Annotated in this window: 15 protein-coding genes; 9 read left to right on the top strand and 6 right to left on the bottom strand. The window is 73.9% G+C overall.

The window, feature by feature from the left end; translation table 11 throughout:
- The 3 genes from dusB to EEW87_RS02300 all read right to left on the bottom strand — a co-directional run bounded on the left by dusB (position 1) and on the right by EEW87_RS02300 (position 4010).
- Positions 1-1245: a tRNA dihydrouridine synthase DusB gene (dusB, locus tag EEW87_RS02310; RefSeq protein ID WP_123091505.1), complete on the bottom strand. Its 1245-nt coding sequence runs from the start codon at positions 1243-1245 to the stop codon at positions 1-3.
- A gap of 47 nt (positions 1246-1292) precedes the next feature.
- Entirely contained in the window at positions 1293-2732 is a 1440-nt protein-coding gene (locus EEW87_RS02305; protein ID WP_123090828.1) for a hypothetical protein, read from the bottom strand.
- A gap of 99 nt (positions 2733-2831) precedes the next feature.
- Positions 2832-4010, bottom strand: coding sequence for an NAD(P)/FAD-dependent oxidoreductase (locus EEW87_RS02300; RefSeq protein WP_123090829.1), 1179 nt, complete (start codon positions 4008-4010; stop codon positions 2832-2834).
- A 71-nt stretch (positions 4011-4081) separates the two neighbouring features.
- Here EEW87_RS02300 and EEW87_RS02295 point away from each other — a divergent pair, with 71 nt between their 5' ends.
- The 3 genes from EEW87_RS02295 (at position 4082) to EEW87_RS02285 (ending at position 6717) form a co-directional block, all read left to right on the top strand.
- Positions 4082-5047 carry a cation diffusion facilitator family transporter gene (locus EEW87_RS02295; RefSeq protein WP_240341634.1) on the top strand — a complete coding sequence of 322 codons (966 nt, stop codon included), beginning with the start codon at positions 4082-4084 and terminating at the stop codon, positions 5045-5047.
- Positions 5044-5874, top strand: a complete 831-nt coding sequence (locus tag EEW87_RS02290; RefSeq protein ID WP_123090830.1) for a sulfurtransferase — start codon at positions 5044-5046, stop codon at positions 5872-5874. The genes EEW87_RS02295 and EEW87_RS02290 overlap by 4 nt, the downstream gene beginning before the upstream one ends.
- Positions 5875-5958: 84 nt before the next feature.
- Positions 5959-6717 (top strand): SIMPL domain-containing protein, encoded by a 759-nt coding sequence (locus EEW87_RS02285; protein ID WP_148041517.1) that lies wholly within the window; start codon positions 5959-5961, stop codon positions 6715-6717.
- Positions 6718-6774: 57 nt separating this feature from the next.
- On the opposite strand, the gene EEW87_RS02280 is transcribed toward EEW87_RS02285, so the two are convergent.
- The gene (locus tag EEW87_RS02280; protein WP_123090832.1) at positions 6775-8181 is read right to left on the bottom strand and encodes a glycine--tRNA ligase; all 1407 of its coding nucleotides are present in this window, start codon (positions 8179-8181) and stop codon (positions 6775-6777) included.
- 55 nt (positions 8182-8236) lie between these two features.
- On the opposite strand from EEW87_RS02280, the gene EEW87_RS02275 reads away from it, so the two are divergent.
- The 5 genes from EEW87_RS02275 to EEW87_RS02255 are packed head-to-tail and all read left to right on the top strand — an operon-like array spanning position 8237 to position 11736.
- Entirely contained in the window at positions 8237-8542 is a 306-nt protein-coding gene (locus tag EEW87_RS02275) for a hypothetical protein (protein ID WP_068274394.1), read from the top strand.
- 47 nt (positions 8543-8589) lie between these two features.
- Positions 8590-9528: a metal ABC transporter substrate-binding protein gene (locus tag EEW87_RS02270; protein ID WP_225985044.1), complete on the top strand. Its 939-nt coding sequence runs from the start codon at positions 8590-8592 to the stop codon at positions 9526-9528.
- Positions 9525-10328, top strand: coding sequence for a metal ABC transporter ATP-binding protein (locus tag EEW87_RS02265; RefSeq protein WP_123090834.1), 804 nt, complete (start codon positions 9525-9527; stop codon positions 10326-10328). The genes EEW87_RS02270 and EEW87_RS02265 overlap by 4 nt, the downstream gene beginning before the upstream one ends.
- On the top strand, positions 10325-11344 hold the full coding sequence (locus EEW87_RS02260) for a metal ABC transporter permease (RefSeq protein ID WP_123090835.1): 1020 nt from the start codon (positions 10325-10327) through the stop codon (positions 11342-11344). The genes EEW87_RS02265 and EEW87_RS02260 overlap by 4 nt, the downstream gene beginning before the upstream one ends.
- Positions 11341-11736: a Fur family transcriptional regulator gene (locus EEW87_RS02255; protein ID WP_123090836.1), complete on the top strand. Its 396-nt coding sequence runs from the start codon at positions 11341-11343 to the stop codon at positions 11734-11736. Before EEW87_RS02260 ends, EEW87_RS02255 begins: the two co-directional genes overlap by 4 nt.
- Positions 11737-11745: 9 nt before the next feature.
- On the opposite strand, the gene EEW87_RS02250 is transcribed toward EEW87_RS02255, so the two are convergent.
- Together EEW87_RS02250 and recO are read right to left on the bottom strand one after the other, a co-directional pair.
- The gene (locus tag EEW87_RS02250) at positions 11746-12531 is read right to left on the bottom strand and encodes an isoprenyl transferase (protein ID WP_068274039.1); all 786 of its coding nucleotides are present in this window, start codon (positions 12529-12531) and stop codon (positions 11746-11748) included.
- A complete protein-coding gene (gene recO, locus EEW87_RS02245; RefSeq protein WP_068274035.1) occupies positions 12528-13307 on the bottom strand; it encodes a DNA repair protein RecO in 780 nt (259 codons plus the stop codon). Before recO ends, EEW87_RS02250 begins: the two co-directional genes overlap by 4 nt.
- A gap of 202 nt (positions 13308-13509) precedes the next feature.
- Here recO and EEW87_RS02240 point away from each other — a divergent pair, with 202 nt between their 5' ends.
- Complete coding sequence (locus tag EEW87_RS02240; protein WP_404811626.1) at positions 13510-14130, top strand: alpha-ketoglutarate-dependent dioxygenase AlkB; 621 nt, start codon at positions 13510-13512, stop codon at positions 14128-14130.
- Positions 14131-14148: the final 18 nt, after the last annotated feature.

Below are 14148 nucleotides of genomic sequence, written 5' to 3'. Positions count from 1 at the left end.
TCAGCCGCCGCTCACCGACAGCTCGGCCTGGGAGACCTGGGCGGCCTGGTCGGCGTCGAGCTCGCGGCTGCGCAGCCAGCCCTCCGGGAGGGCGACGGTGCGCGGGGAGCCGGCGCGGCCCCGGGGCCCGTCGGCGGCCTCGGCGGGCCAGGGCACGTCCGGGTCGAGCGTCGCGATGAGCTCGTCCAGGGCGGCGAGGGAGTCGACGAGCGCGAGCTGGTTGCGCACGCGCGAGCCGGCCGGGAAGCCCTTGAGGTACCAGGCGATGTGCTTGCGGATGTCGCGGCAGCCGCGCAGCTCGTCGCCGTCGTAGAAGTCGACGAGGTGCTCGGCGTGCAGGCGCAGCGTCGCCGCGACCTCGCCGAGGGTCGGGCGGACGCGGGCGTCGGAGCCGGCGAAGGCGGCGGCGAGGTCGGTGAAGAGCCACGGCCGGCCCAGGCAGCCGCGGCCGACGACGACGCCGTCGCAGCCGGTCTCGCGGACCATCCGCAGGGCGTCGTCGGCCGACCAGATGTCGCCGTTGCCGAGGACCGGGACCTGCGTGATCGTCTCCTTGAGCAGCCGGATCGCCGACCAGTCGGCCTGGCCGGAGTACGCCTGGGACGCGGTGCGGCCGTGCAGCGAGATCGCCGCGACCCCCTCGTCGACGGCGATCTGCGCGGCCTCGAGGTAGGTGAGGTGCTCGTCGTCGATACCCTTGCGCATCTTCACCGTCACCGGGATGTCGCGGCGCGAGCCCTCCTCGACGGCGGCGGCGACGATGGAGCGGAAGAGGTCGCGCTTCCACGGCAGCGCCGCTCCCCCGCCCTTGCGCGTCACCTTCGGCACCGGGCACCCGAAGTTGAGGTCGATGTGGTCGGCCCGGTCCTCCGTGGCGATGATGCGGGCGGCCAGCCGGGTGGCACCGGGGTCGACGCTGTAGAGCTGGACGCTGCGCGGGTGCTCGTCCGGGTCGTGCTCGAGCAGCCGCATCGTCTCGGGCGAGCGCTCGACGACCGCACGCGAGGTGACCATCTCGTTGACGTACAGGCTGCTCGCCCCGTCGGCCCCGCCGGCGACGTGACCGGCCGCGCCGTAGCGCCGGCACAGCCGGCGGAAGGCGACATTGGTGATGCCGGCCATCGGCGCGAGGACCACCGGCGAGGTGATCGTGTGGCGGCCGAGGCGAAGGGGTGGCAGCACCGGCGACGCGGCCTGCGTCGCGGGCGGCGCGGTGCGGGGCGAGGTGGTGGTGGGAGCGCTCATGACCACCCCAGTGTCCCACCACCGGCGGACAGCCCCTCCCCGCCGGCTCACAGCACCGGCGAGCCGACCATCTCCCCCACCGCCGGCTGCGACCCCGGCGGTGGCTGCCCGAGGACCTCGGTGACCCGCCACGTCGTGCCGGTGTGGACGTCCCACACGAGGACCCAGGTGCCCAGGGCGGAGCGCGAGAGGAGGAGCAGCTGGTCGGCCGGCCCCCAGTCGAGCGGGAAGAGGCCGCCCATGACGGTGCTGTCGTCGGCCGCGGCGAGCACCCGGGGACGGGGCGAGGCGTCGACCTGCACGGCGTAGACGCCCTGGTAGCTGCCGTCGAGCTGGGCGGTGGCCCACTGCGGCAGCCAGATGCCGGCCGCCGACCACCCGGCGATGTCGCTCACCGTCTCGCCGTGCACACCGCCGACCGGGCCCGGCATCGTCTCGCCGCCGACGAGGTCGCCCGTGCCGGCGTAGGAGGAGCGCTCGAGCCGGCCGTCGGGACGCAGCACGAGCACCTCGGGGGCCGGGCTGACCTGGGGATCTGCCCGCCGCACGCGCGAGCCGGTGATCCGCCACGTCGACTCCCCGCGCACGATGATGTCGCCGTTGCCGGCCCACCCGAGGCTGCTCAGCCGGTCGTCGGGCACCGGGATCTCCTGGGTGCGCCCGCGGGCGACGTCCACGACGACCACCCGACCCGGCTGGGGCACGGCGACCCGGTCGCGGTCGGGGTGGATCATGTCGCCGGTGAGCACGAGCGGCTCCCCGACGACCTGGCTGGTCAGCAGCTCCTCGACCTCGACGTAGGGCGTCGGCGTGCCCGTGAGGCGCAGCACGAGGTGCGCCCGGTGACGACCCTGCACGCGGCGCAGGGCCACGGCGCGCACCGGCTGCGAGAGCCCGCCCTGCGGCAGCCCGGAGATGTCGGCGCCCGCGGTCCAGCCCAGCGTCGCCCCGAGGCCCAGGCTGCCCGGGTCGGGGTGCCGCGGCAGGTCGCCCAGCTGCTCGGCCGGGACGAGCCGGTCGACCTGGGCGCCGCCGAGCACGACCGGGCGGCCCGGGCCCTCGGAGGTCGACGTCGGGGCCGGCACGGGCTCGACCGCCGCGTCGGGCCCGAGGGCGAAGCCGACGCCGAGCACGGCGACGACGGCCGCCGCGACGACCGCCCCGCGGCGCCGCCCGGCCCGACGACGGGTCGTCGCGGTGCGCCACGCGCTGTCGACGAGGGCGTCGAGGTCGGACGTGGCGGGAGGGGGCGTCGTCCGCGAGCCCGGGTGGGTCCGGTGCCGGTGCATGGCGCGCCGCGCGTACGCGAGGGGCTCCTCGTGGCGCAGCACGCCCCAGCGCACGGCCACGAGGACGAGGGCCTCGTGCACGTCGACGCGGGCCTGCTCCTCGTCGACCCGGCCGTGGCCGGCCTCGCGCAGCAGCCCGGCCACGCTGGAGCGCGCCCAGCTGACGAACTCCTGCTCGTCTCGCGACGGCCCACCCATGGCACCGACCTCCCGTCCGCCCTCGTGCGGCGCGACCTCTCGTCGCCAGGATGGACCCTGCACCTGCGCCCGCGCAGCCGGTCCGATCTCGGTCCGGCCTCAGACGCGGCCGCGCAGCAGGGCGTAGCGGTAGACCCTCGGCTCGAGGTAGCGGTCGAAGACCCACAGCCAGGTCCTCGGGACGGTGAGATCGGGTCGGCGCACGGTGGGCTGAGGGGTGCCGTCGCGGTCCATCTCGGCGAGGAGCAGCCGGCGCCGGTCGGTGGTGATCGGGATGATCGTGTAGCCGTCGTAGCGGCGCAACGGCTCGCCGAGACGGCGGCGGGCGATGTTGTCGGCGAGGACGTCGACCTGCCGGCGCAGCGCTCCCCCGGACGGGCGGGTGCGCAGGTCGGCGACGTCACCGAGGGACCACACGTCCGGTGCGCTGCGGTGCGCCATCGTCTCGGGGTCGACGTCGACGAGCCCGTGCTCGCCACCGGCGAGACCGGCCAGCCAGGACGGCCCCCGGTAGTGCGGGACGACGACGGCGTGGTCGACGTCCGCGATCGTCGTCGTGCCCCCGCCGGACGCGACGACGACCTCGCGGGTGGCGCCGTCGAGCGACGCGACCCGGGCGTCGTGGTGCACCTGGACGCCGAGCCGCTCGAGCCGGGTGGTGAGCGTGCCGTCGACGAAGGGGAGGTCGAGGACCGACGCGAAGGGGGTGACGAGATGGATCTCGACGTCGCCGAGGACCCCTTCGCGCCGCCAGTGGTCGGCCGCGAGGAAGAGCGGCTTGAGCGCCGTGCCACCGCACGGCGCCGGCTCGGGCGGGATGCTCAGCACGACCCTGCCGCGGCGAAGGGGGCGCAGCGCCTCCCAGGTGCGCTCGGCCCGTTCTTCGAGGTGCGGGGTGCTCGCCCAGCCCGACGCGAGAGCCGTCTCGAGGCCCTCGACCGCGCCGAGGTCCTCCTCGAGCCCGGTCGCGACGACGAGGTCGGTGTAGCCGACGCGCTCCCCCTTCGCCGTCTCGACCTCGTGGAGGTCGGGATGCACGGCGACCGCCCGGTCCCGCAGCCACTGCACGCCCGAGGGCATGACGGCGTGCGTCGTCAGGGTGAGCTCGTCGAGGCGCGCCTGACCGCCGCCGACGTAGTTGAGCATCGGTCGGTAGAGGTGGGTCGCGGAGGGGGCGACGACGAGGACGTCACGGCAGCCGACCCGGCGCAGCCGGGCGGCCAGCGAGATGCCGGCGTTCCCTCCCCCGAGGACGACGACGTCGTGGTGCCGGCTCATGGGGCGGACGCTACCCGCGCGACCGGCGGCTGCGGGGCCGCAGGTCGGGCCCCGTGCGCGAGGATGGCCGGGTGACGACCGCCGCACCGCCCGCCCGGGTCGACCGGGCCCGTCTGACCCGCTTCGCCTGGCTGGCCATCGCCGCCGCCCTGGTGACGATCGGGATGAAGACCACCGCCTGGCTCGTCACCGACTCCGTCGGTCTGCTCTCGGACGCCGCCGAGTCGGTCGTCAACCTCGTCGCCGCCGTCGGCGCGCTCGTCGCCCTGCGCGTCGCGGCGGCCCCCGCCGACGCGGGCCACCACTTCGGCCACGCGAAGGCGGAGTACCTCTCCGCCGCCCTCGAGGGCGCGATGATCGCCGTCGCCGCGCTCGTCATCATCTGGCAGTCGGTGCTGCGACTGCTCGACCCCCGGCCGGTGGAGGACGTCGGCATCGGTCTGGCCATCTCGGTCGGTGCGTCGGTCGTCAACGGGCTCGTCGCCGTCGTGCTCCTGCGGGCCGGTCGCCGGCACCGCTCGATCACCCTCACCGCCGACGGCCGGCACCTGCTCACCGACGTCGTCACCTCCGTCGGGGTCGTCGTCGGCGTCGCGCTCGTGTGGCTCACCGGCATCGACTGGCTCGACCCCGTCGTCGCGCTGCTCGTCGCGGCCAACATCCTGTGGGCCGGGTGGGGGCTGCTCGACGAGTCGACGAGCGGGCTCATGGACCGCACGATGGACGAGTCCGACAACGTCCGGCTCGCCGAGCTGCTCTCGCGGTGGGCCGACGACGAGGTCCACTTCCACGGCCTGCGCACGCGGGTGGCCGGCCACACCTCCTTCGCCGAGGTGCACGTCCTCGTGCCCGGGGCGTGGGACGTGCGCCGGGCCCACGACCTCGTCGAGGAGGTCGAGGACGCGCTGCGGACGGAGTACCCCGACCTGCGGGTCTCGACCCACATCGAGCCGCGCGAGGACCCCCGCTCCTACGACGACTACGAGCACGAGGTGCCCGTGGCCGGCCCGACACCGACCCCCGGAGGACCCTCATGAGCACGCTGCTCACCCCTTCTGCCCTCGACGCGATGCGTCAGCGCCCCGACGTCGTCGTGCTCGACGTGCAGTACGAGCTGGGCGGCACGCCGAGCGCCCAGCTCTACGCCGCCGGTCACCTGCCCGGGGCGGCGCCGGTCGACCTCGACTCCGTCCTCGCCGGCCCGCCCGGCGCGGGTGGACGGCACCCCCTGCCCGACCCGGAGGTGCTCCAGGAGGGCCTGCGAGCCGCGGGTGTGCGCGCCGAGAGCACCGTCGTCGTCTACGACCAGCGCACCTCGCTGTCGGCCGCCCGGGCGTGGTGGGTGCTGCGCTGGGCAGGCGTCGAGGACGTCCGCGTGCTCGACGGCGGTCTGTCCGCGTGGCGCGACGCCGGGCTGCCGGTGAGCACCGAGCCGGACCCGGTCGAGCCGGGTGACGTCGTCGTGCGCCCCGGGAGCCTGCCGGTCCTCGACGCCGACGGCGCCGCCCGGGTCGCGCAGGAGGGTCTGCTCCTCGACGCCCGCACGCCCGAGCGCTTCCGCGGCGAGAGCGAGCCGATCGACCCGGTCGCCGGGCACGTCCCCGGGGCGACGAACCTGCCCATGGGCGAGCTGGTGCGCCCGGACGGCCGGCTGCTCCCGCCGGAGGAGCTGCGGGAGCGGCTGCACGCCCTCGGGCTGCACGCCTCCGACGCGACACCCGTCGGCACGTACTGCGGCTCGGGCGTCACCGCGGCGCACACGGCGCTCGCCCTCGCCGAGATCGGGGTGACCGCCGTGCCGTACATCGGCTCGTGGAGCGAGTGGGTCTCCGACCCCGAGCGGCCCGTCGCCACCGGCGCCTGAGCGAGGGAACCACCCGCTCCCCCGCCGCGTCCTAGCCCCGAGGTCGACGGCACGGGCCGTCGCACGAGGATCGGGGTGGGGCAGATGAGCGGGATCTCCAGCAGCATGCGCGGGGCGGTCGTGACGCTCGCCGTCGTGGTCGGGCTCGCGCTCGCCTACGTCGTCGGCACGAGCAGCGCGCAGGCCGACGAGCCGGACCCGGCAGGCCCGGCGAGCAGCGAGACGATCACCATCCGTGGCTCGGGGAGCACGAGCGTCGTGCCCGACGAGGTCCACTTCGACCTGTCGGTGACGACCCGGGCCGAGGGCCTCGACGACGCGCTGAGCCGCTCGAGCGCCGAGCTGTCGACGGCCGTCGACGCCCTCGTCGACCAGGGCGTCGCCCGCGAGGACGTGCGGACCACCGGCGCCCAGATGCGCCCGACCTACCGCCGGGTCAAGGGGCAGGCGCCCGAGCCGACGGGCTACTCCGTCACGCAGTCGGTGCGGGTCGAGGTCGCCCTCGAGGACGCCGGCGACGCCATCACCGCGGCGACGAAGGACGCCGGCAGGGCGCTGCGCGTCGGCGGGATCCGGCTCGCGGTGAGCGACGAGACGCGGGCGACGAAGGAGGCTCGCGACGAGGCGATGGCCGACTCGCGCGCGACCGCCGAGCAGTACGCGAAGGCGTCGGGGCGCCGGCTCGGGAGGGCCACGAAGATCGTCGAGCCCGGCGGTGACCGGGGCGTCTTCGAGGCCCAGTCGCTCAGCAGCGCCGACGCGAGCACCGGCAGGGCCTTCGCCCTCTACGCCGGCGAGCAGGACCTCACCGTCCAGGTCGAGGTGGTCTGGGAGCTCCTCTGAGACGACGCAGCGCCCCCGGCCTGGTGGCCGGGGGCGCTGGCTGTCGTGCGGGGAGGGTCAGCAGCCGAGGAGCTTGGGGGCGAGCCAGGACTCGACCTGGTCGATGCTCACCCGCTCCTGGCGCATCGAGTCGCGCTCGCGGATCGTCACGGCGTCGTCCTCGAGGGTGTCGAAGTCGACGGTGATGCAGTACGGCGTGCCGATCTCGTCCTGGCGGCGGTAGCGCTTGCCGATCGCCTGGGCGTCGTCGAAGTCGACGTTCCAGCTGCGGCGCAGCTGGGCGGCGAGGTCGCGGGCCTTGGGCGAGAGGTCGGCGTTGCGCGAGAGCGGGAGCACCGCGGCCTTGACCGGCGCGAGGCGGTGGTCGAGGCGCAGCACCGTGCGGGTGTCGACCCCGCCCTTGGCGTTGGGCGCCTCGTCCTCGGCGTAGGCGTCGACGAGGAAGGTCATGAGCGAGCGCGACAGGCCCGCCGCCGGCTCGATGACGTACGGCGTGTACTTCTCGCCGGAGGCCTGGTCGAAGTAGACGAGGTCGGTGCCCGAGTGCTCGCTGTGGCTCTTGAGGTCGAAGTCGGTGCGGTTGGCGATGCCCTCGAGCTCGCCCCACTCGTTACCGCTGAAGCCGAAGCGGTACTCGATGTCGACGGTGCGCTTGGAGTAGTGCGAGAGCTTCTCCTGCGCGTGCTCGTAGTGGCGCAGGTTCTCGGGCTTGATGCCGAGGTCGGTGTACCAGCGGGTGCGCTCGTCGATCCAGTACTGGTGCCAGTCCTCGTCCTCGCCGGGCTTGACGAAGAACTCCATCTCCATCTGCTCGAACTCGCGCGTGCGGAAGATGAAGTTGCCCGGCGTGATCTCGTTGCGGAAGGACTTGCCGGTCTGCGCGATGCCGAAGGGGGGCTTCTTGCGCGAGGTGCCGAGGACGTTGAGGAAGTTGATGAAGATGCCCTGCGCGGTCTCGGGGCGCAGGTAGTGCAGCCCGGACTCGTCCTCGATGACGCCGAGGTAGGTCTTGAGCATCATGTTGAACTCGCGCGCCTCGGTCCACTGGCCGCGGGTGCCGCAGTCGGGGCAGACGACCTCGGACATCGGCACGTCGTCCGGGTCGAGCTCCTGGCCCTTCTTCGCGGCCTTCTCGGCCACGGCCTCCTGCAGGTGGTCCTGACGGCGGCGCTTGTGGCAGCTGAGGCACTCGACGAGCGGGTCGGTGAAGGTGCCGACGTGCCCGGAGGCGACCCAGGTCTCGCGCGGCAGGATGATCGAGGAGTCGAGGCCGACGACGTCGTCACGACCGGTGACCATCGAGCGCCACCACTGGCGCTTGATGTTCTCCTTGAGCTCGACGCCGAGGGGACCGTAGTCCCACGCGGAGCGGGTGCCGCCGTAGATCTCGCCGCAGGGGAAGACGAATCCCCGCCGCTTGCACAGCGAGACGACGGTGTCGACGGTGGAGGTCTGCTTGGCCATGGCGCAAGGCTATCCGGCCGCGAAGGGGGTGCCGACCACCGCCTACGATCGTCGGGTGAGCCCGTCCCAGCCGTCCCCCGAGGTCCCGCGGGACACCGCCGTCGCCCGCGCCACCGCGCCCCTCGTCCGATGGGTGTCGGGGCTGCCGCCGGTCGTGCCCGTCCTCGGCGTCTTCGCCCTCGTCCTGCTCGGTGCGGTCGTGCCCGGCTGGGGCTGGGTCTTCCTCGCCCTCGCGGTGCTCGTCCTCGTCTGGGTGCTCGCCATCAGCTGGCCGCGCCTCACGCCGTCGGAGAAGATGCTCCGCCTCGCGGTCATCGTCTTGTGCCTGGCGATCACCGTCGTGCGGGCCGTCCCGCGCTGACCCGCCGATTTTGACAACCGTTCTCAGTTGAGATGAGAATGGTTGTCATGAAGCGCACCGCCCTCCTCGTCGCCCCCCTCCTCGCCCTCGCCGCCTGCGGCAGCGACGGCTCCGACGACGCCGCGGGCGGGGGTGACCGCCTCGAGGTGGTCACCTCCTTCTACCCCCTCCAGTACGCCGTGCAGCAGGTCGGCGGCGACCGCGTCGAGGCGACCAACCTCACCCGCCCCGGCGCCGAGCCGCACGACCTCGAGCTCAGCCCGAAGGACGTGCTGTCGGTGGCCCAGGCCGACTCGGTGGTCTACCTCGCCGACTTCCAGCCCGCCGTCGACGACGCGATCACCGAGGCCGACGGCACCGCCTTCGACGTGACGAAGGCCGCCCGGCTCGACCTCGCCGCCACCGACGACGGCCACGACCACGGCGGCGAGTCCGCGGAGGAGCACGCGGGCCACGACCACGGCTCCCAGGACCCCCACTTCTGGCTCGACCCGGAGCGCTACGCGGACGTCGCCGACGCGATCGCCGGCGAGCTCGGCCGGGTCGACCCCGACCACGCCGCGGAGTACGAGCAGAACGCGAAGGACATGCGCACCCGGCTCGACTCGCTCGACGCCTCCTTCCGCGAGGGCCTGAAGGACTGCCAGACGACCGACCTCGTCACCTCGCACGCCGCCTTCGGCTACCTCGCCGACGCGTACGGCCTGACCCAGGAGTCGATCACCGGGCTCACCCCCGAGACCGAGCCCAGCGCGCAGGCGATGAAGGACGTCGTCGAGCACATCCGCGAGCACGACGTGCCGACCGTCTACGCCGAGACCCTCGTGCCCAAGGACATCGCCGAGACCATCGCGAAGGAGGCCGACGCGCAGGTCATGGTCCTCGACCCGATCGAAGGGGTGACCGACGAGTCGTCCGCGCAGGACTACTTCGGCATCATGGAGGCCAACCTCACGACCTTGGAGAAGGGCCAGTCCTGCTCATGAGCTCAGCAGAGCCCACCCCGGTGATCCGGGTGCACGCGGCCTCCTTCGGGTACTCCGAGCGCACCGTCATCACCGGCGTCGACCTCGTCGTGGAGCGCGGCGAGGTCGTCGCCGTGCTCGGGCCCAACGGGTCGGGCAAGTCGACCGTCGTCAAGGGCCTGCTCGGGCTCGCCGAGACCAGCCGCGGGACCGTCGACCTCTTCGGCACCCCGCGCGAGCACCTCGAGGAGCGCACGCGGGTCGGGTACGTCCCGCAGCGCCACACCCTCGCCTCGACCGTCTCGGCGACCGTCGAGGAGATCGTCGCGACCGGCCGTGTCCCCCGCGTGCCGTGGTGGGCGCCGTGGCGGGCCCTGGCTCCCGAGCACCGCACGGCCGTCCGCGAGGCGATCGAGGTCGTCGGTCTCGGCGAGCAGCGCACCCACGAGGTCTCGACCCTCTCGGGCGGCCAGCAGCGCCGGGTGCTCATCGCCCGGGCCCTCGCCGCCGGACCCGAGCTCTTCATCCTCGACGAGCCGACCGCCGGCGTCGACGTCGGCAACCAGCGGGTGCTCGCCGCCGTGCTGCGACGCCTCGTCGAGCGGGGCGCGACCCTCGTCGTCGTCACGCACGAGCTCGACGCCCTTCGCGACCTCGTCACCCGGGCCGTCGTCGTGCGCGACGGCGCGATCGCCTACGACGGGCCACCCTCGGCGCTCGACGACCTCGGCCACGTGCACCACCACCACGACGACGAGCTCGACCACGAGCCCGACCCCTCGCTCACCGGCGAGATCATCGCCCCCAGGAGGCGTGCATGAGCGACCTGCTCTCCCTGGACTTCATGCGCAACGCGTTGCTCGCGGCGCTGCTCGTCGGCGCTGCCGCGCCGCTCGTCGGGGTCTTCCTCGTCCAGCGGCGCATGTCGCTCATCGGCGACGGCCTGGGCCACATGGCCCTGGCCGGTGTCGGGGTCGGCGTGGTCACCTCGACCTCCCCCGTGTGGACCGCGCTCGTCGTCGCCCTCGTCGCAGCGGTGCTCATCGAGCTGCTGCGCTCGTACGCGCGCACGGGCGGCGACCTCGCGCTCGCCGTGATGTTCTACGGCGGCATCGCCGCCGGCGTCGTGCTCATCGCGCGTGCGCCGGCGGGTGCCCCGGTCAACCTCAACGGCTACCTCTTCGGCGCGATCAATACGGTCTCGCGCGCCGACCTCGTCGCCTTCGCCGTGCTCTCCGCCGTCGTCGTCCTCGTGACGACGGTGCTGCGCGGCCGCTTCTTCGCCGTGGCGCAGGACGAGGAGTACGCACGGGCCGTCGGCCTGCCGGTCGTCGGCACCAACGTCTTGCTCGCCGCACTCACCGCCCTCACCGTCGTCGTCTCGATGCGCGTCGTCGGCCTGCTGCTCATCAGCGCGCTGATGATCCTGCCCAACGCGGCCGGTCAGCAGCTCGGGCGCAGCTTCCGCGGGGCCCTGCGGTGGGCCGTTGTCATCGGCATCGGGACGAGCGTCGGCGGGGTCGTCGCGAGCTTCTACGCGGACACCCCCTCCGGTGGCACGATCGTCCTCCTGCTCATCGCGATCTTCGTCCTCGCCGCGGCCGGCGGCGCGGCGGCGCGCACCCTGCGACGGCGCCGGGCGGCTCCTGCCGGGCACCCGCACGAGCACGTGCACTGGGACGAGTGCGGCCACGAGCAGGTGCTGCACGGCGACCACGTCGACTACGTCCACGACGGGCACCGTCACGCCGCGCACGGCGACCACTGGCACGAGCACGGCGACCACGAGCACGACCACCGCGGTGACGACGCCCGCGACCACGAAGGGGCACGATGAGCACACCAGCACGCAGGCCGACCCGCCAGCGGGTCGCCGTCGCCGAGGCGCTGTCGCGCTCCCAGGCCTTCGAGTCCGCGCAGGAGCTGCACACCCGGCTGTCGACCGCCGGCGAGCGGGTGGGCCTCGCGACCGTCTACCGCGCCCTGCAGGCGATGGCCGACGACGGCGACGTCGACGTCGTGCGCACCGATGAGGGCGAGTCCCTCTACCGCCGGTGCAGCACCGGGCACCACCACCACCTCGTGTGCCGTGAGTGCGGTCGGGCCGTCGAGGTCGAGGGGCCGACGGTGGAGCGCTGGGCCGACCGGGTCTCCGCCGAGCACGGCTTCACCCAGGTCGAGCACACGCTGGAGATCTTCGGGCGCTGCGCGGACTGCTCGCGCGGCTGACCCCTTCGCTCATCCGTCGACCGCGTCCACCGCTCCCCCGTAGCGCCGGTCGCGCCGGGCGTAGGTCTCGATCGCCTGCCACAGGTGGCGGCGGTCGTAGTCGGGCCACAGCGTGTCCTGGAAGACCATCTCGGCGTACGCGCTCTGCCACAGCAGGAAGTTGCTCGTGCGCTGCTCGCCGCTGGACCGCACGAAGAGATCGACGTCGGGCATCCCCGGCTCGGGCAGGTAGCGCGCGATGGTGCGCTCGTCGATGCCGTTGCCCTTGAGCCGGCCACGACGCACGTCCTCCGCGATGCGCTGCACGGCATCGGCGATCTCGGCCCTGCCCCCGTAGTTGACGCAGAAGTACAACGTCATCGCGTCGTTGTCCTTCGTCATCTCCTGGGCGATCTCGAGCTCCTTGATGACCGAGGCCCACAGCCGTGGGCGCCGGCCGACCCAGCGCATCCGCACGCCCCACGCGTGCAGCTGGTCGCGGCGGCGCCGGATGACGTCGCGGTTGAAGCCCATGAGGAAGCGCACCTCGTCGGGCGAGCGGCGCCAGTTCTCCGTCGAGAAGGCATAGGCCGAGAGGTGGGTCACCCCGATCTCCAGCGCCCCGGCGACGACGTCGAGCAGCGCGCCCTCGCCGGCCTCGTGCCCCTTCGTGCGGGGCAGCCCGCGCTCGTTGGCCCACCGGCCGTTGCCGTCCATGACGACGGCGACGTGACCGGGCACGAGCTCGGCCGGGACCGGCGGCGCGGTGACCCCGGTGGGGTGCGCGAAGGGGGTCTCGTACCGTCTCGTCGTCATCGCGTCCTCGTCATCGGGTCGTCGAGGGCGGGCGCCCTCGGAGGCTGGGGGGTGCGGTCGACCAGGCCGAGCGAGCGCACGCCCCGCTCGAGGTGCCACTGGAGGAAGGCGGCGGTCAGGCCGCTCGACTCGCGCCGCGCCGGCATCGGGGAGGCGTCGGCGTGGGCCCAGTCACCGGCGAGGAGCGAGGCCATGAGCGCCGTCGTCGCCGGCGCGGGAGCGCTCGCGCCCGGCGTGCGGCACTGCGAGCAGACCGAGCCGCCCGCGGCGATCTGGAAGGCGCGGTGCGGGCCGTCGGCGCCGCACCGGGCGCAGTCGTGCAGGCTCGGCGCCCAGCCCGCGACGGCGAGGGCGCGCAGGAGGTAGGCGTCGAGGACGAGCGAGGAGTCGTGCTCGCCGGCCGTGAGGGTGCGCAGCGCCCCGCACAGCAGGTGGTACTGCTGGACGCTGACCTCGTGCTCCTCCGTGAGCCGGTCGGCGGTCTCGAGGATCGCGGCGGCCGCGGTCCAGTCCGAGTAGCGGCTGGCGAGGGTGTGGCCCCACGAGTCGACCCCGACCGCCTGGGTCACGGTGTCGAGGTTGCGACCCTCGTAGCACTGGACGTCGACGTGCATGCCCGGCTCGAGGCGGGCGCCGAAGCGGGACTTCGTGCGGCGGACCCCCTTCGCCACCGCCCGGACCTTGCCGCGACCGCGGGTGAGCATCGTGATGATGCGGTCGGCCTCGCCGAGCTTGTGCGTGCGCAGCACGACACCGGTGTCTCGGTACAGGGGCATGCGTCCATTGTCCTACGAGCCGCCGACGACGCCCGCCGCCGCGCCGCGCGTCGTCCCCGGTCGGGCGCGAAGGGCGCGCAAGACCTGGTGCTGGTCGAGGTGCGAAGGGCGCCCCGCGCCCGAGCCTCGAGACCACCCGCACCGGGAAGGGGTCGCGCAAGCACCTCGAACACCTGTTCGATGCACTTGCTATCCTCGTCTCGTGAGCGCGCTGCAGCCCAGCCTCTTCGACGACGCGGAGCGGCCGACCCTCGCCCCGGTCGACCCGCGCCGCACGACGCTGGACCGGGGGGCGTGGGTCGACCTGCACCCGGGCTGGGTGAGCGGGGGTGACACGGTGCTCGACGACCTCGTGCGCGAGGTCCCGTGGCACGCCGAGCGCCGCCAGATGTACGACCGCGTGCTCGACGTGCCCCGCCTGACGAAGTTCTACGGCGAGCACGAGCCGCTCCCCCACCCGCTCGTCGAGCAGGCGCGCACCGCCCTCAGCGCGCACTACCGCGACGAGCTGGGCGAGGACTTCGTCACGGCGGGCCTGTGCCTCTACCGCGACGGGCGCGACTCCGTCGCCTGGCACGGCGACCGCATCGGGCGCAGCCGTGAGCAGGACACGATGGTCGCGATCATCTCCCTCGGCGCGCAGCGCGTCCTCGCCCTGCGCCCCCGCGATGGCGGCCCGTCGACCCGGCTGCCCCTCGGCCACGGCGACCTCGTCGTCATGGGCGGCTCGTGCCAGCGCACGTGGGACCACAGCGTCCCGAAGGCTGCCGCCGTGAGCGGCCCGCGGATCTCGATCCAGCTCCGCGTGCGCGGGGTGCGCTGAGCGATACGAAGGGGGCGC

This window comes from Janibacter melonis (assembly GCF_003721155.3).
Lineage (GTDB): Bacteria > Actinomycetota > Actinomycetes > Actinomycetales > Dermatophilaceae > Marihabitans > Marihabitans melonis.
Note: the sequence above shows the minus strand (reverse complement) of the source record. Positions and strands in the feature narration are given on the sequence as shown.